Annotated in this window: 20 protein-coding genes; 14 read left to right on the top strand and 6 right to left on the bottom strand. The window is 71.3% G+C overall.

All coding sequences use genetic code 11. From position 1 onward, the window contains the following. The first annotated feature begins 108 nt into the window (after positions 1–108). Complete coding sequence (locus tag ACFWRO_RS00845) at positions 109–1392, top strand: adenylosuccinate synthase (protein ID WP_384503040.1); 1284 nt, start codon at positions 109–111, stop codon at positions 1390–1392. A 59-nt stretch (positions 1393–1451) separates the two neighbouring features. On the opposite strand, the gene ACFWRO_RS00840 is transcribed toward ACFWRO_RS00845, so the two are convergent. Then, positions 1452–2291 carry an oxidoreductase gene (locus tag ACFWRO_RS00840; RefSeq protein ID WP_384503039.1) on the bottom strand — a complete coding sequence of 280 codons (840 nt, stop codon included), beginning with the start codon at positions 2289–2291 and terminating at the stop codon, positions 1452–1454. A 95-nt stretch (positions 2292–2386) separates the two neighbouring features. Here ACFWRO_RS00840 and ACFWRO_RS00835 point away from each other — a divergent pair, with 95 nt between their 5' ends. The 3 genes from ACFWRO_RS00835 (at position 2387) to ACFWRO_RS00825 (ending at position 4350) form a co-directional block, all read left to right on the top strand. Next, the gene (locus ACFWRO_RS00835; RefSeq protein ID WP_384503037.1) at positions 2387–3286 is read left to right on the top strand and encodes a LysR substrate-binding domain-containing protein; all 900 of its coding nucleotides are present in this window, start codon (positions 2387–2389) and stop codon (positions 3284–3286) included. 69 nt (positions 3287–3355) lie between these two features. Then, entirely contained in the window at positions 3356–4021 is a 666-nt protein-coding gene (locus ACFWRO_RS00830) for a DUF6232 family protein (protein ID WP_384503035.1), read from the top strand. After that, positions 4018–4350, top strand: coding sequence for a hypothetical protein (locus tag ACFWRO_RS00825; RefSeq protein WP_384503033.1), 333 nt, complete (start codon positions 4018–4020; stop codon positions 4348–4350). The genes ACFWRO_RS00830 and ACFWRO_RS00825 overlap by 4 nt, the downstream gene beginning before the upstream one ends. Positions 4351–4366: 16 nt before the next feature. Here ACFWRO_RS00825 and ACFWRO_RS00820 read toward each other — a convergent pair whose 3' ends face one another. Both ACFWRO_RS00820 and ACFWRO_RS00815 read right to left on the bottom strand, forming a co-directional pair. Continuing rightward, positions 4367–6223: a serine/threonine-protein kinase gene (locus ACFWRO_RS00820; RefSeq protein WP_384503032.1), complete on the bottom strand. Its 1857-nt coding sequence runs from the start codon at positions 6221–6223 to the stop codon at positions 4367–4369. 38 nt (positions 6224–6261) lie between these two features. Further along, the gene (locus ACFWRO_RS00815; RefSeq protein ID WP_384503030.1) at positions 6262–7785 is read right to left on the bottom strand and encodes a substrate-binding domain-containing protein; all 1524 of its coding nucleotides are present in this window, start codon (positions 7783–7785) and stop codon (positions 6262–6264) included. A 181-nt stretch (positions 7786–7966) separates the two neighbouring features. Here ACFWRO_RS00815 and ACFWRO_RS00810 point away from each other — a divergent pair, with 181 nt between their 5' ends. From ACFWRO_RS00810 to ACFWRO_RS00800, 3 genes are all read left to right on the top strand, one after another. Then, positions 7967–8908, top strand: coding sequence for an NADP-dependent oxidoreductase (locus ACFWRO_RS00810; RefSeq protein ID WP_384503029.1), 942 nt, complete (start codon positions 7967–7969; stop codon positions 8906–8908). A gap of 172 nt (positions 8909–9080) precedes the next feature. Beyond that, a complete protein-coding gene (locus tag ACFWRO_RS00805) occupies positions 9081–9989 on the top strand; it encodes a glycoside hydrolase family 19 protein (protein WP_384503027.1) in 909 nt (302 codons plus the stop codon). A gap of 217 nt (positions 9990–10206) precedes the next feature. After that, the gene (locus ACFWRO_RS00800; RefSeq protein ID WP_384503025.1) at positions 10207–11904 is read left to right on the top strand and encodes a DUF4157 domain-containing protein; all 1698 of its coding nucleotides are present in this window, start codon (positions 10207–10209) and stop codon (positions 11902–11904) included. Between the two features lie 27 nt (positions 11905–11931). Here ACFWRO_RS00800 and ACFWRO_RS00795 read toward each other — a convergent pair whose 3' ends face one another. Together ACFWRO_RS00795 and ACFWRO_RS00790 are read right to left on the bottom strand one after the other, a co-directional pair. Continuing rightward, positions 11932–12384 (bottom strand): MarR family winged helix-turn-helix transcriptional regulator, encoded by a 453-nt coding sequence (locus ACFWRO_RS00795; RefSeq protein WP_384503023.1) that lies wholly within the window; start codon positions 12382–12384, stop codon positions 11932–11934. Next, a complete protein-coding gene (locus ACFWRO_RS00790) occupies positions 12381–12974 on the bottom strand; it encodes a DJ-1/PfpI family protein (RefSeq protein ID WP_384503021.1) in 594 nt (197 codons plus the stop codon). Before ACFWRO_RS00790 ends, ACFWRO_RS00795 begins: the two co-directional genes overlap by 4 nt. A gap of 196 nt (positions 12975–13170) precedes the next feature. Between ACFWRO_RS00790 and ACFWRO_RS00785 the strand changes: the two genes are divergently transcribed. From ACFWRO_RS00785 to ACFWRO_RS00775, 3 genes are all read left to right on the top strand, one after another. Continuing rightward, a complete protein-coding gene (locus ACFWRO_RS00785; RefSeq protein ID WP_384503020.1) occupies positions 13171–14532 on the top strand; it encodes an aspartate aminotransferase family protein in 1362 nt (453 codons plus the stop codon). A gap of 98 nt (positions 14533–14630) precedes the next feature. Continuing rightward, positions 14631–15326, top strand: coding sequence for a GntR family transcriptional regulator (locus ACFWRO_RS00780; RefSeq protein WP_384503018.1), 696 nt, complete (start codon positions 14631–14633; stop codon positions 15324–15326). Positions 15327–15456: 130 nt separating this feature from the next. Beyond that, positions 15457–16107 (top strand): hypothetical protein, encoded by a 651-nt coding sequence (locus tag ACFWRO_RS00775; protein WP_384503017.1) that lies wholly within the window; start codon positions 15457–15459, stop codon positions 16105–16107. Between the two features lie 91 nt (positions 16108–16198). Here ACFWRO_RS00775 and ACFWRO_RS00770 read toward each other — a convergent pair whose 3' ends face one another. Next, positions 16199–16933, bottom strand: a complete 735-nt coding sequence (locus tag ACFWRO_RS00770) for an SLATT domain-containing protein (RefSeq protein WP_384503699.1) — start codon at positions 16931–16933, stop codon at positions 16199–16201. Between the two features lie 289 nt (positions 16934–17222). Here ACFWRO_RS00770 and ACFWRO_RS00765 point away from each other — a divergent pair, with 289 nt between their 5' ends. The 4 genes from ACFWRO_RS00765 to ACFWRO_RS00750 all read left to right on the top strand — a co-directional run bounded on the left by ACFWRO_RS00765 (position 17223) and on the right by ACFWRO_RS00750 (position 20987). After that, entirely contained in the window at positions 17223–17558 is a 336-nt protein-coding gene (locus ACFWRO_RS00765; protein ID WP_384503697.1) for a YbaB/EbfC family nucleoid-associated protein, read from the top strand. 124 nt (positions 17559–17682) lie between these two features. Beyond that, positions 17683–18282 carry a recombination mediator RecR gene (recR, locus tag ACFWRO_RS00760; RefSeq protein WP_384503015.1) on the top strand — a complete coding sequence of 200 codons (600 nt, stop codon included), beginning with the start codon at positions 17683–17685 and terminating at the stop codon, positions 18280–18282. Between the two features lie 47 nt (positions 18283–18329). Then, on the top strand, positions 18330–18989 hold the full coding sequence (locus ACFWRO_RS00755) for a DUF5063 domain-containing protein (protein ID WP_384503014.1): 660 nt from the start codon (positions 18330–18332) through the stop codon (positions 18987–18989). Positions 18990–19037: 48 nt separating this feature from the next. Next, positions 19038–20987 (top strand): NB-ARC domain-containing protein, encoded by a 1950-nt coding sequence (locus ACFWRO_RS00750; protein ID WP_384503012.1) that lies wholly within the window; start codon positions 19038–19040, stop codon positions 20985–20987. The last annotated feature ends 18 nt before the right edge of the window (positions 20988–21005 follow it).

Genomic DNA, 21005 nt, shown 5'->3' with positions numbered 1-21005 from the left:
AGCCCCTTGCGCTATTGCGCCAGGGGCTTCGTCTATTCCGGGGCACACCGGTGAGGCGGCCTCGGCCCCTGACCTTGGACATGCCCCACCCGGAAGGGGTGTACGCCTGTGCCCGCACTTGTGCTGCTCGGTGCTCAGTGGGGTGACGAGGGCAAGGGAAAGGCCACCGACCTCCTCGGTGGATCCGTTGACTATGTAGTGCGCTACCAGGGCGGCAACAACGCCGGCCACACCGTCGTCGTCGGCGACCAGAAGTACGCGCTGCATCTTCTCCCTTCCGGAATCCTCTCCCCGGGGTGCACCCCGGTGATCGGTAACGGAGTCGTCGTCGACCCGGCTGTCCTGCTCTCCGAGCTGAGCGGACTGAACGAGCGAGGCGTCGACACGTCGAAGCTCCTGATCAGCGGCAACGCGCATCTGATCACCCCGTACAACGTCACCCTCGACAAGGTGACGGAACGGTTCCTCGGCAAGCGCAAGATCGGCACGACGGGCCGTGGCATCGGCCCGACCTACGCCGACAAGATCAACCGCGTCGGCATCCGGGTCCAGGACCTGTACGACGAGTCGATCCTCACCCAGAAGGTGGAGGCGGCGCTGGAGGGCAAGAACCAGCTGCTCGCCAAGCTCTACAACCGCCGCTCGATCGACGCCGCCCAGATCGTCGAGGAGATGCTCCAGTACGCGGAGCAGATCAAGCCGTTCGTCGCGGACACCACCCTGATCCTCAACAACGCGCTGGACGAGGACAAGGTCGTGCTCTTCGAGGGCGGCCAGGGCACGCTCCTGGACGTCGACCACGGCACGTACCCCTTCGTCACCTCCTCGAACCCGACCGCGGGCGGCGCCTGCACCGGCGCCGGCGTGGGCCCGACGAAGATCAGCCGGGTCATCGGCATCCTCAAGGCGTACACGACCCGTGTCGGCGCCGGCCCGTTCCCGACGGAGCTGTTCGACGCGGACGGCGAGGCGCTGCGCCGCATCGGCGGCGAGCGCGGAGTCACCACCGGCCGTGACCGTCGCTGCGGCTGGTTCGACGCGGTCATCGCGCGGTACGCGACCCGGGTCAACGGCCTGACGGACTTCTTCCTCACCAAGCTCGACGTGCTGACGGGCTGGGAGCAGATCCCGGTCTGCGTCGCGTACGAGATCGACGGCAAGCGCGTCGAGGAGCTGCCGTACTCGCAGACCGACTTCCACCACGCGAAGCCGATCTACGAGATGCTGCCGGGCTGGTCCGAGGACATCACCAAGGCCAAGACCTTCGCCGACCTGCCGAAGAACGCGCAGGCCTACGTGAAGGCCCTGGAGGAGATGTCCGGCGCTCCGATCTCCGCGATCGGCGTGGGCCCGGGCCGGACCGAGACGATCGAGATCAACTCGTTCCTGTAGGCACGACGCACGTGTGGGCCCGCTCTCCGGGGTACGGGGAGCGGGCCCACACGTATGCGCTACGCGTCCAGCTTCGTGTCCCTGCCCACCTTCTCCCACGCCACCAGGTCCCCCCGGACCTGCTCCACGTGCCCCAGGATCGTGTCGATCGTGTCGATCGAGTCGTCGCCGAGCGCGAGCCGCATCGGGGTCTCCTCCGCGTCGAGCGCCGCAAGGACGGCCGCCGCGGCCTTCGCCGGGTCGCCCGGCTGCGTGCCGCCGCCCGTCTCCACGTACGCACGCGTCCCACCGACCGTGTCCGCGTAGTCCGCGATCCCGTCCGCGCTCAGGCTGTGGTTGCCGAAGAGCTCCGTGCGGAACGCCCCCGGCTCCACGATCAGGACGTCGATGCCCAGCGGGCGCACCTCGGCGGCGAGCGCCTCCGACAGGCCCTCCAGGGCGAACTTCGTCGCGCTGTACGCACCGAAGCCGGCCATCGACATCTGCCCGCCCACGCTGCTGAGCTGCACGATCGCCCCCGAGCGGCGGGCCCGCATGTGCGGCAGGACCGCGCGCGTCAGCGCGGCGGGGCCGAAGACGTGGACGTCGAAGAGCGAGCGCAGCTCCGCGTCGCCGGTCTCCTCGACCGAGCCGACGTGGGTGCGGCCCGCGTTGTTGACGAGCACGTCGACGCGGCCGTGGCGCTCGACGACGTCCCCCACGACGGCCTCGATCGCGGCCGGGTCCGTGACGTCCAGGGCGACGGCGTCGATCTGGTCGGGGTGGGCGGCGACCAGGTCGTCCAGGGTCGCGACGCGGCGTGCGGCGGCGACGACGACATCGCCGGCGGCGACGGCCGCCTCGGTGAAGGCGCGCCCGAAGCCGCTGTTGGCGCCCGTGATCAGCCAGACCTTGCTCATGTCCGTACTCCCTCGTTCCCGCTTGCCCTCGTCCGTCGACAGGACCAGCCTGCGCCGGGCGCCCGTTGCCGGTCCAAGACCTATCGTGATAACCCATGGTTATGGACGTTCATGGTCGGGATCTCCGCTACTTCGTCGCCGTCGCCGATCAGCTCCACTTCACCCGCGCCGCCGAGACCCTGTACGTCTCCCAGCCCGCGCTCAGCAAGCAGATCCGGGCCCTGGAGCGGCAGCTCGGCGCCCCGCTCTTCGACCGCGACCGGCAGGGCGTCCGCCTCACCCCCGTCGGTACGGCGCTGCTGCCGCACGCCCGGGAGGTCCTCGCCGCGTGGGAGCGGGCCGAGGCGGCGGTGCGGGGCGCACGGGAGGCCGGGAACGCCACGCTCGTCGTCGGCATGTCCACGAGCCCCGGCCGGGGCGGCCTGCTGCCCGCGATCCGCTCCCGGTTCACTTCCGCCCACCCGGAGGTCCGGCTGAAGCTGCGCCAAGTGGGTTGGGAGGACCCCTCGGCGGGCCTCGCGGACGGGACGAGCGACGTCGCCTTCGTCTGGCTCCCCCTGGCGGACGCCGAGCGCTACCGCTGGGTCGTCGTGGCCACCGAGCCCCGCCTGGCCGCCCTGCCCGAGACCCACCCGCTGGCCGCCCGCGAGCGCCTCGACTTCGCCGACCTCCTCGACGAACCGTTCCTCGCCCTGCCCGCCGCCACCCCCGAACTCCGCGACCACTGGCTGGCCCTGGACGCCCGGGGCAGCCGGCCCCCGGTGATCGGCGGCGAGATCGCCAGCGCGGACGAGACGTACGAGTCACTCGTCGGCGGCATCGGCATCTGCCTGGTGGCCGCCGGGAACGCGCCGCTGCTGACCCGGGGCGGGGTCGTGGTCCGCCCGGTCGAAGGGCTCGCCCCGACGAGCTTCGCCCTCGCCTGGCGCGCGGACGACGACCGCCGCGTGGTCCAGGACTACGCCCGGGCGGCGGCGCCCCGCACCCTGTCGTGATTCCCTCTCGCCAACTCCCATGTCTCACGCCACACTTGACGCATTGTCATGCCGGGGACAGGGGGACCCATGGACGCGTCAGAGGCATCAGGGACACCAGAGGCACCACCGCCGCCGTCCGTACCGCCGAAGTCGGCGAAGCCCGCGCCCGCGCCACCGCAACCCGCCAGGCCGCCGATGCCCTCGGACGCCGTCGAGCTCAAGGTCAGCAAGCGGCTGCTGTGGGTGGGGCGGGCGGCGTATCCGCTGCAGAACGTCGCCCGCGTGCACACCTTCACGCTCGTCCCGCGCCGAGGCCAGGCGTTCTGGCGCTTCATGAAGCGGATCTCCGTCACGCTCCTGTTGGCGCTGCTGCTCGCCATGGTCACGGACCAGCCGTCCTACGACTCGTACGACTCGTACAGCAGCGACTCGGACGGCATCGCCCCGCTCCTCTGGTTCGTCGTCGTGTGCGCCGTCGTCTACTTCATCGGCGACATGCTCAGCGTGGTGCTGGCCAAGTCCCACTTCGTGCTGGCCGTCGAGACCTCCGGCCCGTCGCAGGCGGTCGTCACCAGCCGGGACCGCGCCTACCTGACCCAGCTCGTCCACACCATCACGGACGCCCTGGAGAACCCGGACAACGAGTTCCGCGTGCAGGTGGAGCGCGTGATGATCAGCAAGCCGAGCAACTACTACTTTGGCGACGCCGTGAACATGTACGGCAGCGGCAATGTGGGGGTGTTCCACGAATGAGCGGCGACAGCTACTACTTCGGCGACGCCGTGAACCAGTACGGCGACCACAACCAGGGCATCGTCCACCACCATCACGCCTCCCCGGCGCTGGAGCAGGCGCTGCTGCGGGTGCTCGACCGCGTCGCCGAGGTGCGGGCCGGCATCCCGGCGGAGGCGCAGCGCTCCCTCGACGGCGCGCTCCCGGCCCTCGCGCCGGGCTCCGACGCCGAGCCGCAGGCCCGGCGCAGCGCCCTCCAGATCCTGGAGGCCGTCGCCGGGATGGCCGGAAACGTCGGTCAGCCGCTGCTCGACGCCACCCGCGCCGCCCTCCAACTCCTGGGCGGATAGCGGATAGGGGCTCCCTCTACCGCCGGTAGTACTCTCCCGGCTCCCCGTCCAGCATCGGATAGACCAGCAGCCGCTCCCGCCCCTTGAAGCGGTCGACCGTCACATAGCCGCCCGTGCCGACGCGTTCGCAGTCGCGGTCCGACGCGTCCACGTCCGCGGTGCCCGGGGCGATGACCAGCGGCGGGCCCGCGGCGGCGAGGAGGGAGGTGAAGGTGCAGGTCACCGTGTCCGCGGTCAGGCCGCCCTCGTCGTCCAGGCGGGGGAAGCCGCGCTGCATGCGCAGGACGGGCGCGCCGATGGGGCCCTGGGTGATCGTGACCTCGTCGGAGTAGCGGTCGACGTTCTCGCCGTAGATCAGCGGGTCGTTCTCCATCTTCCAGGAGCCGACGTACGACGCCGGGACGATCGCCGTGCCCGTGCGCGCCTTGCGGAAGGTGGCCTTCGCCGCGCCCGAGGACCACTCCAGGACGTCGGGGGAGCGCAGGGTCAGGGTCTGGTGGGCGAGCGGGGTGCACCGCTGGGACGGGACGCTGGTGGTGACGTCGGACTCGCCGAGGACCACCTTGTCCTCGTCCGCGGAGACGAGCCGCGAGCGGCCCATGCACATCTGCTCCTCCGACGCCCGCGTGTAGACGGCGGCCTTCGCGCCCGCCGCGCCCTGGCTGATCTCGATCCGCGCCGCGTCCCTCGGGCTGTCCACCGAGCCGCGCAGCACGCCCTCCCAGGCGCCCAGGAACGCGGCGGGCACGATCCCCGCCGGGCGAGGCGTCCCGCTCACGGTCTGGCCCCCGGCCCCGTTCTTCCCGCCGTCCTCCCCGGCGCCCGCGTCGGGCCAGAGGGTGTACGTGAGACCGGCCGCCGCCGCCACGACGAGGGCGGTGGCGGCGGCGACCAGGCCGGTACGGCGGCGGCGAGACGGCTTCTTCGGAGCCGGCGCCGGTACGGGAGTGTCGTCGCCCGGGCCCGCCCCCGAGGCCGTCGGTGTCGCCTCCGCCTCCAGGATCCGCGCCGCGTGCCGGCCGAGCCGGGTCAGGACGTCCGCCGGGAGCCAGGGGTCGGCGACCGTGATCGTCTCGACCAGCTCGGCGGCCGAGGGGCGGCGCGCCGGGTCCTTGGCGAGGCAGGCCCGGACCAGGCCGCTCAGCTCGGCCGGCAGGTCCGTCAGGTCCGGCTCGTCGTGCGCGATGCGGAACATCGTGGCGTGGACGCCGCTGTCCGCCGTACCGAACGGGGAGTGGCCGGTCGCCGCGTAGACGAGGACCGAGCCCAGGCAGAAGATGTCGGACGCGGGCGTCAGCTTCTCGCCCCGTACCTGCTCGGGCGACATGAAGCCGGGCGAGCCGACCAGCGCGCCGGTGCTGGTGAGCCCGCCGTCCGTGACGGTCTCCACGGCCCGCGCGATGCCGAAGTCGATGAGGCGCGGCCCGTCGACGGTCAGCAGCACGTTCCCGGGCTTGAGGTCGCGGTGGACGAGCCCGGCGGTGTGCACATGGGTGAGCGCGCGGGCGACCCCGGCCGCCAGCGTGCGTACCGTCGCGGGCGGCAGCGGCCCGAACTCGTCGCCCACCACGGTCCGCAGCGAAGGCCCCGGGACGTAGCCGACGGCCACCCAGGGCGCCTCCGCCCCCGTGTCCGAGCCGAGGACCGGGGTCGTACCCGTGCCGCCGACCCGCTCGAGGGCGGCGACCTCACGGGCGAACCGGCGCCGGAACTCGTCCTGCGCCGCCAGCTCCGCGTGCACCACCTTCACCGCGACCGTCCGGCCGCCCGACGAGCGCGCCAGGAACACCCGGCCCATCCCGCCGGCGCCAAGCCGCCCGAGCAGACGGAACGGACCGATGCTGACCGGGTCTTCCGCGTTCAAAGGGTCCACGATCGAAGAGAATGCCAGACCCTCCGACGAGGGCGCTGTCATCCTTCGCCGCAGATCCGCAGACCCTTGGGCGTCGCGCAGGGCAGATGACCATGCGTACGGATGACGTCCTGGCCGCGCCCCTGCCGCAGATAGGTGAGGAAACTGGAGGTCAGCGAGTCGGCCGGCGGCTCGCCCCAGGTGTAGGCGTACTCGATCTCCCGGTACGGGTACGTCGACGCGCCGATCTCGTCCACGTTCGGGACGCGGCCGTCGATGGCCACCTTGTGCAGGCCCTTCTGCCCGCTCACGGCGCGCAGTTCGGTGTACCCGATCGCGCCCGGCAGCTTGGCGACCGTCGACAGCACCTGGGCGGTGGAGTCCAGTTCGCAGCGGGTCACCAGGGCCTCGCGGTCGTCGCGGTTCTCGCAGTCCCGGGAGGAGTTCGCGGGCTCGTTGCGGTCCAGGACCCGGCGCTGGAAGACCTCCCGGGTACCGGAGTTGGCGTCCCGGCTGACGAGGAGGATGCGGCGGTCCGGGCCGCCGGGGATCTGCTTCCAGTTGTCGATCTCGCCCCGGTAGATGGCGCGGACCTGGTCGAGGGTGAGGTTCTCGACCGGGATCCTGTCGTTGAGGACGAGGGTGAAGAGGGAGACCGCGACCATGTTCTCGCGCAGCTCCGGGTAGCCGCCGGGCTTGCGGCCGTCGGAGAGCGCGACGACCGCGGGGGCGCCCTTGCCGTTCGCCTTGCCCGCCGCGTCGAGCGCCCGTATCCCCGCGGTCGAGCCGTGCGCGTCCACGACGATCGTGGAGCCCTCGCAGTCCTTCTGGTACTTGTCCGCCAGCTCCCGCACCGCCGGGGCGAACGCGGTGGAGCCGGTGACCTTGAGGGTGCCCCGGGCGCAGCCGATGGGCGGCGGGGCGTCGCGGGCGACGATGATGGCGGCGAGAGTGACCACGCAGGCGGCGAGGACGAGCGTGATGTTCCGGGCGGCGGGGCTGAAGGTCGGCGTCCTGTCGTCGACGCTCATGGATTCGTTGCGGTGCACGTCCACCCCGTCGCGGATCCCGGTGATCTGGATCGCGCGCTCGGTCACGCTGCCGGAGAGCATCACGAGCAGCTTGAAGTACTGCTTGCGCTCCAGCGACACCTTGGGCAGCAGGACGGACGTGCCCCGCTTGCGCAGCCCGTCACCCGCCCGCATCTCGTCCCGTACGTCCTCGGCTTCCTGCGGGATGGTGGCGACCACGGCCTTGACGTCCTTGTCGCTGAAGGTGATCTTCAGCCCCTCGGAGTCGGTGGAGGGCAGGTAGTCCCCGTGGTCGATGTCGCGCTGCCCGTCGTTCTCGATCCGGAGCAGGACCAGGGTGGAGCCGTTCTCCGTGATGTCGCCGTCCCGCAGGGTCAGGGTGCCGGCGGTCTCGGCGACGCCCTCGCGCAGGGGCGTGTTCAGCTGTACGCGGTACCCGAGCCGCTTGCCCCGCTGCTGTAAGCGCTCGTACGCGACCACACCGGCGGAGACGAGGACACCGAGGAGCGCGGTGACCACGGCGATGACGTTCTCGGCGGTAACCCAGTCCACGGACGTGACGGTACGGACGCGTGTGCGGTCCCGTGCGAGAGGTCGCTTTTCGCCACCAGGAGTTCTCCCTTCGTTCAGCCGCCGGGTCGACCGGCTGCGGGGTGGTTGGCCGAACAACGGTTGCCGGGGGTGGTGACCGTGGGTGTAATGGCCACCAGGGGGCCAGGCGGAGAGGAACCCCATGCGTGTCGTCGAAGTGACCGCCTACGGCGGCCCTGAGGTCCTGAGAATGGCCCGCCGGCCGGAGCCCGAGGCCGGTGAGCGGCCCGGAATGGTCCGGGTGCGGCTGAAGTCGGCCGGGGTCAACCAGGCCGACCTGCGGATCCGCGCGGGCCGGTACGCCGACGTCGTCGGTCCCCTGCGGCCCCCGTTCGTCCTCGGGACGGACTTCGCGGGCAAGCTGATCGACCCCGTGCCCGGCATGCCGAAGAACACCCGCGTGGCCGGTTTCGTCCCCTGGTTCGAGGAGCTGACCGGCGAGGGCACGTACGCCGAGGTCATCTGGGCGGCCCCGGAGTGGCTGGCCCCGATCCCGGACGACGTGGACTACACCGTGGCGGCCTCCGTCCCGCTGGCCGCGGCCACCGCCCAGCGCGGCCTGGACGAGCTGAACCTTCCGCAGGGCGCCACGCTGCTCGTCTCAGGGGCGAGCGGGGTGGTGGGCCGATTGGCGGTGCAGTACGCCGCGGCCGCCGGGCTGCGCGTGGTGGCCATCGCGCACGAGGGCGACCAGCACGAGCTGAAGGTCCTCGGCGCCGAGCACAGCGTCGTGCGGGGCACCCCGGACGAGATCGTCGAGCGGGTCGTCGACGCGGTCCCTGAGCGGGTGGACGCGGTCTTCGACGGCGCCTTCCTCGGCGCCCCGCTGCTCCCGGCCGTGAAGGACGGCGGCGCCTTCATCGCCCTCGTCCCCGACCGCATGCCCAGGTCCGAGCGGAACATCAAGGTGGAGACCGTCCTCGGCAGGCCGGACCCCGCCCGGCTCAAGGAGACCCTGGAGAAGGTGGCGGCCCGGGAGATGATCACCCGGGTCTCGGACGTGATGCCGCTGGAGGAGGTCGCGGAGGCCCACCGCAGGGCGGAGGCGGGCCACCGCCCGGGCCGCATCATCCTCATGATCTGACAGAGGCGGTACGCGCGAGGCGCCGGGCACCGAGTGGTGTCCGGCGCCTTCGACGTGTGCGGCGCACGGGAGCTGACACCCCGAACTGTCACTGTGATGAGTGTTGGTCTAGACCTTGACAGGTCCAGACCAAAGCCGCTTCGCTGGCCTTCCCCCACCCGGAAGGACGAGCATGCGCCGTCTCATATCTCTGATCGTCGGCTTCTGTACGGCAGTTGGGCTTGCCATCCTCATCCCCACGGCCGCCTCGGCCGGCGCGTCCGCCGCCTGCGCGGCCGCGTGGAACTCATCCAGCGTCTATACGGGCGGGATGGCCGCCTCGCACAACGGCCGCAACTGGCAGGCCAAGTGGTGGACCCAGAACGAGACTCCCGGCACGACCGGCGAGTGGGGCGTCTGGGCCGACCAGGGCACTTGCGCAGGCGGGCCCACCACCCCGCCCACGACCCCGCCGCCGTCGTCCGGATTCGTCGTCACCGAGGCCCAGTTCAACCAGATGTTCCCGAGCCGGAACTCCTTCTACACGTACAGCGGCCTCACCGCCGCCCTGAGCGCCTACCCCGCGTTCGCCAACACGGGCGGCGACACGACCAAGAGGCAGGAGGCGGCCGCCTTCCTCGCCAACGTCCACCACGAGACCGGCGGCCTGGTCCACATCGTGGAGCAGAACACGGCCAACTACCCGCACTACTGCGACAGCGGCCAGCCCTACGGCTGCCCCGCAGGCCAGGCCGCGTACTACGGCCGCGGCCCGATCCAGCTCTCGTGGAACTTCAACTACAAGGCCGCGGGTGACGCCCTCGGCATCAACCTCCTCAACGACCCGTACCGCGTCGAGCGCGACGCGGCCGTCGCCTGGAAGACCGGCCTCTGGTACTGGAACACCCAGAACGGCCCCGGCACGATGACCGGCCACAACGCCATGGTCAACGGAGCGGGCTTCGGCCAGACGATCCGCTCGATCAACGGCGCCCTGGAGTGCGACGGCAAGAACCCGGCGCAGGTCCAGAGCCGGGTCACCAAGTACCAGCAGTTCGCCCAGATCCTGGGCGTACCGACGGGCGCGAACCTGTACTGCTGACCCACCGCTCCACAGCCATGACGATTCCCGGGACCCTCGGCGGAGGGCCCCGGGAATCGTTGTCATCCGTCCGTACCTGTGGACGGAGTGCCTGCACGGAAGTGCTGCGGGGCACCGTCGTCGGGCCCCCGACGTCTGCCCTCAAGTACCTTTCGCGACGGTGTGGCCGTCGGGTTGAGTGGGAGGTTGCCGACGATCCCAGGAGGGGCGGAGCCCGATGCGCGAGCGGGAGAACGAGGAAGCCACCGGGGCCAAGCACGGCCGGGGGGCGAGGCAGGCGCCCGCCGAGGCCGGGCAGTCACGGTCCGAACTCCTCGGGCTGCAGGGCACCGTGGGCAACGCGGCGGTGGTCCAGATGCTCCGCCGGGCCGGTCATGGCCTCGACCAGGAGGAGCACCGGCACGGCGAGGGCTGCGGCCACGACGAGGTCGAGGGCCCTGCGGTCCAGCGCTCCGCGGGCCCCGCCGTCCAGCGGTCGGCCGTCCATGACGTGCTGCGCGGCCCCGGCCGGCCCCTGGACAACGCCACCCGTACGGACATGGAGTCACGTCTCGGCGCCGACTTCTCCGACGTACGCCTCCACACCGGCGGCGCCGCGAAGGCCTCCGCCGCCGAGGTCGGCGCCCGGGCCTACACCTCCGGCAACCACGTCGTCATCGGCGACGGCGGCGGCGACGCGCACACCCTCGCCCACGAGCTCACCCACGTCATCCAGCAGCGCCAGGGCCCGGTCAGCGGTACCGACAACGGCAACGGCCTTGCGGTCTCCGACCCTTCCGACCGCTTCGAGCGCGAGGCCGAGGCCAACGCCCACGCGGTGATGAGCCGTCCGGCACCCCAGGCCTCCGCCGACGTGCAGCGTTCGGCCGCTCCGGAGACCGCCGGTGCGGCGGAGGCGCCCGTGCAGCGCACCCTGGCGGCGGGCCTCGCGAAGGGGACTCAGGTCGTCAAGCACACGGACAACGGGGACGTCGAGGGGCAGACGATCCTCAGTTTCGGCTTCGGGTCCTATCTGATCTCCGAGGGCGCGGACGGCAAGAAGCCCAGGGCGTCCACGAAGGACAAGTCATGGGGAACGGTCGAGAACCGTGAGGCGTCCCGCGCGGAGTACGACGCCGCCCGCGCACAGGAGCTGGACCCGGAGGTCCTCGCCGCCAAGCAGAAGCAGAAGGACCTCGACCTCGGCGAGAACTACCTCAGCGCCGACTACCGCCGGATCAACCCGCTGCTGGCGGCCTTCGGGCAGGTCGGCTTCACTCCCGCCGAGATCGCCGCCCCCGGCTTCTCGTACAAGTCGAAGGAGAGCGAGGTGCTCGACGCGTGGCGCAGCGTGGCCATGGCACGGGGCTACGCGGACGAGCAGGCCACGGAGAGCTGGGACGCGAAACACCTCGCCGACACCTTCGACATCTTCGCCCGGATCAACGGCGTGTGGGACGACTTCGCGACGCCTGGCGCGAACGAGGACGGCAACGTGGTGCGGGGCGACAGCAAGTACATGTACGAGTCGTTCGGCGGCGTCCTGAAGCAGCAGGAGAGCCACCCGGACGGTGGCTACGTCTCGATCGACCAGACGATCGAATGGCCGGCGATCCTGTCGACCACGTACGGCGATCCGCTGACCCACACGTACGTGGCCGGCAAGGAGATCGTCTGGGAGTTCGGCCTGCCGGATCAGCACCAGGGAAGGGAACTCGGCAAGAACAACAAGTCCGAGGAGGAGATGACCTTCCCGATCGGCACCAAGATCCACATCAGGAAGATCCTCGTGCGGAGCGGCGATTTCCGGCAGGAGAAGTCGGAGAAGTACGGAGAGAGCGCGGCCGTGATCGTGTTCGCCGACATCCTGGCGGGACAGGGGCAGGGGCAGCCCCAAGCGGGCGGGGGGACCCCGAGGCGGCCTCGGCGCGCCTAGGGCTTGGAGGGCCTGGAGAGGGGGCCTTTACGGGGCCTCCTCCAGCGCGTCCAGGGCCCTGGAGAGCCGTTCCAGCACCCGTACGGTCTCCTCGAAGGCCTCCAGGCCGCCCAGCTCGCTCGTCAGGCGGGCCGCAAGCTCCGCGTGGCCCGGGTCGATGCGGCCGATCGCGGCGCGGCCCTCGGTGGTCGGGGTGAGGAGCTTGGCGCGGCGGTGGGCCGGGTTCGGCTCGTACGCCGCGAGGCCGCGCTCCACCAGCAGGTCCGCGATCCGCTGGACGCTCTGCCGGGTGATGCCCATGGCGCGGGCGATCCCGGCGACCGGCAGCGGCTCGGGCAGCACGGCGCCCAGGACCTGCCACCAGGCGGCGGTCAGGCCGGCGGGCTCGGCCAGCTTCTCGGAGACGGCGAGGAACTGGCCGTTCAGCCGGAAGACGCCGAGGGCCGTACGGGACAGGGCGTCCTGCTGCTCGCGGCTCACGCGTTCAGCTCCTCGTAGGCCGCCGGGTCCGAGTCGTGGAAGAGCCGGTACCAGGCGTCCAGCTGGGCGCCCTCGAAGGCGCCGAGCTTCCCGAGCACCTCGCGGGCGAAGGCCACCGGCTCGGTCGGCCCGGCGGTGATCAGGTCGCCGTCGGTGACCGCGTCCGCGTCGACGTAGTGCTCGCCGCCCCGGTACCCGGTCGCGGCCAGGTAGAACGAGACGGCGCTGGTGTGCGCGCGGTCGTCGAGGAGGCCCTCGCGGGCCAGGCCGGCGGTGGCGCCGCAGATGGCGGCGACGGGGACGCCCGCGTCGAGGAAGCGGCGCGCGGCGGCCGCGAAGGGGGCCAGGTCGTCGCCCGCGTCCCAGAGGTCGGCCCCCGGGAGGATCAGCATCGCGCTGTCCTCGGGGCGGAGGTCTTCGAGCGCGAGGTCGGGCAGGATCCGCGTCCCGGCGACGGTGGCGACGGGCTTGTCGGCGACGGTCCCGACGGTCGTGACCGTGAAGCCGGAGCGGGCGAGCCAGGCGGTGGCGTGACCCGTCTCCCAGTCGGCGAGGGTGTCGTAGACGGCGAGGTGGACGGTGCGGGGCATAGCGGGCCTCCTGCGGTGGTCGGTGCCGTTCTGCTGATGACAGAAGACTGTCATGATGACAGGATGCTGTCAATAGTCCATCCGTCCGTGCGGGACATGGGCGGACGCACCCCACAACAACCTGTCTGGTCCGCCCCGGTCTCGATGGACAAGATGGTCATGGCCGCTCCGACCTGCGCGTCCTTACCCTGGGCATATGACCCCTCATGTCGAACCCGACCCCCAGGCCGGCGCGGCCGTGAAGGCCGCAGACCGCGCGCACGTGTTCCACTCCTGGTCCGCCCAGGGCCTGATCGACCCGCTCGCCGTCGCCGGCGCCGAGGGTTCGTACTTCTGGGACTACGACGGCAACCGCTACCTCGACTTCACCAGCGGCCTCGTCTACACCAACATCGGCTACCAGCACCCCCGCGTGGTCGCCGCCATCCAGGAGCAGGCCGCGAAGCTCACCACCTTCGCGCCCGCCTTCGCCATCGACGTACGCTCCGAGGCCGCACGCCTCATCGCCGAGCGCACCCCCGGCGACCTGGACAAGATCTTCTTCACCAACGGCGGCGCCGAAGCCGTCGAGAACGCCGTACGGATGGCCCGGCTGCACACCGGCCGCCACAAGGTGCTCTCCGCCTTCCGCTCGTACCACGGCGCCACCTCCACCGCGATCAACCTGACCGGCGACCCGCGCCGCTGGGCCTCCGACACCGGCTCCGCGGGCGTCGTGCGCTTCTGGGCGCCGTTCCTCTACCGCTCGCCGTTCTACGCCGAGACCGAGGCGCAGGAGTGCGAGCGCGCCCTCGCGCACCTCGAGGACACCATCGCCTTCGAGGGCCCGGGCACGATCGCCGCGATCATCCTGGAGACCGTCCCCGGCACCGCCGGCATCATGACCCCGCCGCCCGGCTACCTCGCGGGCGTCCGCGCGATCTGCGACAAGTACGGCATCGTCTTCGTCCTCGACGAGGTCATGGCGGGCTTCGGCCGCACCGGCAAGTGGTTCGCCGCTGAGCACTTCGACGTCGTGCCCGACCTGATCACCTTCGCCAAGGGCGTGAACTCGGGCTACGTCCCGCTCGGCGGTGTCGCGATCAGTCAGCGGATCGCCGCGACCTTCGACAAGCGGCCCTACCCGGGCGGACTGACCTACTCCGGCCACCCGCTCGCCTGCGCCGCCGCCGTCGCGACCATCCAGGTCATGGAGGACGAGAAGGTCGTCGAGCACTCCGCCCGCATCGGCGAGACCGTCCTCGGCCCGGGCCTGCGCGACCTCGCGGAGCGCCACCCGTCCGTCGGCGAGGTCCGCGGCATGGGTACGTTCTGGGCGCTCGACCTGGTCAAGAACAAGGAGACCCGCGAGCCGCTCGTCCCGTACAACGCGACGGGCGAGGCCAACGCCCCGATGGCGGCCTTCGGCGCGGAGGCCAAGAAGCACGGCCTGTGGCCCTTCATCAACATGAACCGCACCCACGCCGTGCCCGCCTGCAACGTCTCCGAGGCGGAGGCCAAGGAGGGCCTCGCCGCCCTCGACGCGGCGCTCTCCGTGGCCGACGAGCACACCGCGTAACGCGCGCAAGTATCCCGTAAGGGTAATAAGCGTCACGGAGCCCAACCCTCCGTCTGGTCTAGGGTGTCCCGAAGCCGGACGGAGGGGGGCCGACCAACATGCCCGCGAGCGGAGCTGTCACCCGCAACACCCTGCGGCAGCAGATCGCGGACGCGCTCCGTGACGAAGTGCTCGCCGGCCGTCTGCAGCCGGGCGAGGAGTTCACCGTCAAGCAGATCGCCGAGCAGTACGGCGTCTCCGCGACCCCGGTCCGCGAGGCGCTCGTCGACCTCTCCGCGCAGGGCCTCCTCGACTCCGACCAGCACCGCGGCTTCCGCGTGCACCAGTTCACGATCGCCGACTACCGGGGCATGGTCGAGGCCCGCATGCTCGTCGTGGACGGCATCTTCCGCCGCCACGACCCCGTCGCCCACCCGCCGGGCCCCGACGTCTCGCGCGGGGTCGCGCTCGTCTCCATACGGCGCCGGGGCGAGGCGGCGGCCCGCGCGGCCCGCGCCGGCGACCTCGACATCCTCATCGGCTACGACATCCGCTACTGGCGCGAGCTGGCCCGGCTCGTCTCCGCCAACGACTACATCGCCGACTTCCTGCACCGGCTGCGCGTCCAGGCCTGGGTCTTCTCCGTGCCGTACCTGCGCTCCGACCGGGACTTCCTCGGCTGGCTGTGGAGCGGGCACGTGGACCTCGTCGACGCGCTGACCCTCGGCGACGCGACCGCGGCGGCCGAGGTCATGCGCGCGTACAACCTGCAGTCGCTGGAGTGGGCGGACCGCCTGGAGACGCGAACCGGCTGATCGCGCCGCCCGGTGGGGGTGTCGGGCGGTGTGTCGAGGGGCAGGTGAGGAGCAGGCCCTACCGGGTGTGCGACGCGGACCGCGCCGATTACCCTGGCCGTCCCTGCAACTGACGGAGAGCGAGCCTCCCTTGGCCTGTGACCTGTGGCTGGTCCCGCTGGTGGACGTGCTGTGCCACAGCCCCGACAATCCCTTCGCCGAAGAGATCGCCGCCTACGACACGGCCCTGACCGCGTCCGGTCTGCCGACCGTCCCCGTGTACGCCTACATGCCGGGGCTCTCCGGCGACGTCGCGCCCATCGCCGGGTTCGACTACGACGCCCTGCACTTCCTGCGCCGCGCCTACCTGCTGCACCTGTGCGGGCTGCCCGTCGAGCCGGTCGGCGAGCTCGGCGGGGACTACGAACAGCTCCTGGAGATGTTCGAGTCGGCCGCGCAGCAGTCCCACCTCGTCTGGCACTACGACCACGCCGGGGCGTACGTCCCCGTCGACTTCCCGGCCCCGATCTCCACCGACGAGCTCCTGGAGGGCGGCGGCCCGCTGGGCTCCTCGCACGGGCTGCTGCGGGAGCTGGAGTTCGTCGCGCCCGCAATCGGGATCGACCCGGCCAACCCGCCGGCCCCGCCGCTGCCGCCGGAACGGCCGACCTCCCTGGAGGAGCCGGCCAGGCCGATCGCGTACGACGACAGTCCGTTCGCGCGCGAGCGCCACGTGTGGCTGGGGCTGCACGCGGCGGCGACCCGGAGCCTCGGCCAGGGCTCGATGATCATCCTGAGCTGAGACGCCCGAGCCGAGACGACGAGAAGAGGGCGCTTCCGACCAGGGGAGCGCCCTCTTCTCGTATCTCGTATCGCGTATCTCGTTATGAGGGTCAGCGGGGCTCGGGCGGGCGCTGCCGGGGCATGTTCGGCCGGGTGCCCGGCGGGAGCGGGAAGCGGGACGACGGATGCCCGCCCTCGGGGCGGGGCGTGCCGACGCCGACCGACTGCAGGGCCAGCGGCGCGGGGCCCGAGCGGAACTCGACCATCCAGTCCGCCGTCTCCGCCCGTACGAGCTCGGTGACGTCCTCCGAGAACCGGCGCAGCACGCCCAGGCAGCGATCGGCCGCCTCGCTCGCGGTGCCCTCGGTGGGCCCGAGGACCTCCCGTACGCTCTCCGACGCCCAGTCGAACTGCAGGGCCTGGAGTCGGCGCTGCACCGCCTGGGCGGTCGCCACGTCCCTTATCCAGCCCGAGGTGAGGCCGAAGTACCGGTCGCAGGCCATGCAGGCGGCGCCGAGCAGCAGGGAGAGGTACCCCCAGCCGGCCGCGCCGTCCGCGACGTCGGTCAGGTCGAGCAGCGGCAGCGCGGCGCCCGCGATGACGCCCAGAGCCGTACCTATGCGCAGGGCCCGGGCGCAGCGGCGCTTCCAGACCCGGTCGGAGAGGTACCACTCGGCGGTGCGCAGCGCGTTCGACTCGACCCAGCGGTACAGCTCGTCCAGACGCTCCGCGGGCTCGCCCCAGTCGCCGAGAGGGAAGGGCGTCCCGGTCAGATCGCGGCGCGCGGAGGACCGCCCGGGCTGTCCCGGCTGACCCGGCTGCCCGGGCGGCGGCTGCGGCGGCATCTCCGGCTGCTGGCTCACCGGGGCACTCCTCTGTTCAGCTCAGCGCTCGTGTCGCTCTGTGACGTGCGGTGCACGTGGTGCCTGCCCTTCCTACCGCCGAATGGTGGGCTGTGGGCCCGGAATCCCGGGATTTCCGCCCGCAAGAGGGTCTTGATCAGGTAGAGGAGCACGCAGTTTCTCACTCGAAAGAGTTGTGGCGGCAGGCCGGGCATGGACCACGTAGGCTCGGCATACCGAACATCAGTCGTCCCGGTGTCCTCCGGATACCGGCGAAATGCCAGGAGTGACCGTGATTCCCGGTGGTGGCCAGCCCAACATGCAGCAGCTCCTCCAGCAGGCCCAGCAGATGCAGCAGGACCTCGCGCGCGCCCAGGAGGAGCTCGCCGCGACCGAGGTCGAGGGCCAGGCGGGCGGCGGCCTGGTGAAGGCGACGGTCACGGGCTCCGGCGAGCTGCGCGGCCTGGTGATCGACCCCAAGGCGGTCGACCCCGAGGACACCGAGACCCTGGCCGACCTGGTCGTCGCCGCCGTCAAGGCCGCGAACGACAACGCGCAGCAGCTCCAGCAGGACAAGCTGGGCCCGCTGGCGCAGGGCCTGGGCGGAATGCCGGGCCTGGGTTTCTGAGGCGCTTCCGGGCCGCTTCCGAGCTACTGCTGAGTTACTTCGGAGCTGCTTCGCGGCCTGGGCTTCTAAGGTGCCCCGGCAGCCACTACCGTAAGAAACAAGCACTTCTGAGAAGGGCGTTCCGTTGTACGAAGGCGTGGTTCAGGACCTCATCGACGAACTGGGCAGGCTGCCCGGCGTCGGTCCCAAGAGCGCCCAGCGGATCGCCTTCCACATCCTCCAGGCGGAGCCGACCGACGTACGCCGTCTCGCGCACGCGCTCCTGGAGGTCAAGGACAAGGTCAGGTTCTGCGCGGTCTGCGGCAACGTGGCACAGCAGGAGCAGTGCAACATCTGCCGCGACCCGCGCCGGGACCAGACGGTCATCTGCGCGGTCGAGGAGCCCAAGGACGTCGTGGCGATCGAGCGGACCCGTGAGTTCCGCGGCCGTTACCACGTGCTCGGCGGCGCGATCAGCCCGATCGAGGGCGTCGGCCCGGACGACCTGCGCATCCGGGAGCTGCTCGCGCGGCTCGCGGACGGTTCGATCACCGAGCTGATCCTGGCGACCGACCCGAACCTGGAGGGCGAGGCCACCGCGACGTACCTGGCGCGGATGATCAAGCCCATGGGCCTGAAGGTCACGCGCCTGGCGAGCGGCCTGCCGGTCGGCGGGGACCTGGAGTACGCCGACGAGGTGACCCTGGGTCGTGCCTTCGAGGGGCGGCGACTGCTAGATGTATGACCGACAGGTCCGCGCGCCCGCGCCCGCGCTCCAAGGAGGCACCCGCGATGTCTGACGCCACACTGCACGCGATCACGCAGGACCCGGACGACTTCGCGGTCCAGATCGCCGACTCGATCGAGTCCTTCATCGTGGCGACCACGGAAGTGGCCAAGGGCGACGAGCCCGACAGCGCGGTGCCCTTCCTGCTCCTGGAGATCTCGCAGCTGCTGCTCGCGGGCGGCCGGCTCGGCGCGCACGAGGACATCCTCCCGGACGAGCGCTACGAGCCCGACACGGGCCCGGAGCCGGACGTGGACGACCTGCGCGAGCGCTTCGCGGTGATGCTGGAACCGGTGGACGTCTTCTCCGAGGTCTTCGACCCGTACGAGCCCCGCAAGGCCCCCGTACCGGCCCGGATCTCCGACAACCTGGCCGACATCGTCACCGACCTCCGCCACGGCCTGGCCCACTACCGCGCGGGCCGCACGAGCGAGGCGCTGTGGTGGTGGCAGTTCTCGTACTTCTCCAACTGGGGCCCCACCGCCTCGGCGACCCTCCGCGCCCTCCAGTCCCTGGTGGCCCACGTCCGCCTCGACCAGCCCCTGGCCGCCCTCGACGGCCTGGACACGGACGAGGACCTGGCGGAGGACGACCTGGCGGAGGAGGCGGGTCGCGTGATGGCGGAGGAGATCGCGGGGCCGTTGGGGCTCGGCCTGAAGAAGTAACGCCCAGGGCCGATGACGGGGGGAGCGGAGGCGTCCGGCGCGCGGTCGGTGGCGGCGGGCGGGGCGATCGAGCGGGTCAACACGGGCGACTTCGTGACGCAGGTGGAGCGCGCGACGCTGCTGCCGGCGGAGGCGTTGACGCTGACCGCGTCCGGATTGGTCCATCTCCCTGAGCGGACGAAGCTGTTCGTCGGCAGAACGCGCGAACTGGCCCTCCTCGACGGCGGAACAGGCATCCAGGTCCTCTGCGGCCTCGGCGGCATCGGCAAGTCGACGCTGGCGGCCCGGTGGGCGGCGGACCGGGTGGCCGACCACCAGGTGGTCTGGTGGATCACGGCCGAGACCCCGGCCGAACTCGACGCGGGCCTGGCGGAGCTGGCGCGGGCCATGCAGCCGTCGGTGGTGGGCGTCCTGCCCGAGGACGCCCTGCGGGAGCGGGCGTTGCAGTGGCTGGCGACCCATGAGGGCTGGCTCCTGGTCCTGGACAACGTCTCGGACCCGTCGGACCTGCGCCCGCTTCTTGCCCGGGCGACGGGCGGCCGGATCCTGGTGACGTCGAGGCGGGCGTCGGGCTGGCAGGACATCGGGCGGACGGTGGCGCTGGAGGTCCTGGGTCCGGAGGAAGCGGCGGAGCTCTTCCGGGGTGTCTGTGAGGCCGACGACGGACTCGACGCGCTCTGCGCGGAGTTGGGCTACCTGCCGCTTGCGCTGAAGCAGGCGGCGGCGTACTGCGCGGAGGCCGGCATCACCCCGCGTACGTACCTGGAGCTGCTGGGGGAGTACCCCGCCGAGATGTTCGCGGCGACGGCGGAGGGCGGCGAGGCGGCGCGGACGCTGGCGCGGGTGTGGCAGGTGACGTTGGATCGACTGGGGGACACCCCGCTGGCCGTCGTCGTGCTCCGGGTTATCGCCTGGTGGGCGCCCGAGGGGATTCAACGGGGGCTCCTGGAGCCGCTGGGGACACCCCTGGAGGTAGTCGAGGCGGTACGGCGGCTGGCCGCGCACAGCATGATCACGGTGCGGGAGGAGGAGCTGTCCGTCCACCGTCTGGTGCAGGCGGTGGCCCGGGCGGATCAGGGGGAAGCGGCAGCGACGGCACGTCGACTAGCCTCGGATCTGCTGTGCCGAGGAGTGGAACTCCTCGTGGCCGACAGAGCGCGAGGGCAGGTCGCCGTCCACGCCGAGGCGCTTGCCGGATACGCCGACCCTGTTGAAGACACGGAGATGGATGCCCTTCTGTTCTTGATCGCCAGTGCGATCTTCGGGGCGCATGTGGCCCCCAGCCGGGCCCTGCCACTCGGCGAGCGGGCGGTGCACTCCAAGAGCCGGATACTCGGACCCGACCATCCGGAGACGCTGCTCGCGGCGGAGAACCTGGCTATACATGCGCGCTTCCTCGACGGGGGAACCCGGGCCGTCGAGCTGCTGACGCAGGCTCTTGCGGTCAGGCTCCGGACCCTCGGACGGGAGAACACGACCACCCTGGCGACTCGTGAGCACCTGGCCCTCGCCCTGTGGAAGCAAGAGCCGAAGCGAGCGGAGGAACTGCTTTCGGAGAACATCGCGGAGTGCCATCGCTTCCTGGGGCCGACGCACCCGCAGACGATCCAGTCACGGTACGCGTTGCTCGGCACCAGATCCGGCGAGAGCATCGAAGTGGCTGAACTCGAGGATCTCGTCGATGCGGCCGTGCGAGCCGAGCCGGAGAATCCAGACCTGTGCGCCATGATCAAACGCGACCTGATCTGGATGCTGTCTACCCGAGGAGAGACGGAGCGCGCTCTGGCCCTCGCGGAGGAAGTCATCGAGGAGTCCCGACACCGATTCGGCACTCATGACGCGCGTATCCACCTCTTGCGCCTGACAGCTATCCAAGTGCTCCTTGTGGACGGCCAGACGGAGCGTGCCCGTGCCCTACGAGCTACGTTGTTGGAGGATTGCCTGCGGGTGTTCGGGGAAGGCGAGCTGACGCAGTTGGTCCGGCGAACGATGGCATAGGCCGGCGCGGCTATCTTT

It is taken from the genome of Streptomyces sp. NPDC058579, assembly GCF_042718575.1.
In the GTDB taxonomy this organism is placed as follows: domain Bacteria; phylum Actinomycetota; class Actinomycetes; order Streptomycetales; family Streptomycetaceae; genus Streptomyces.
The sequence above is the reverse complement of the archived record's forward strand: the minus strand, read 5'-3'. Positions and strand labels throughout refer to the sequence as shown.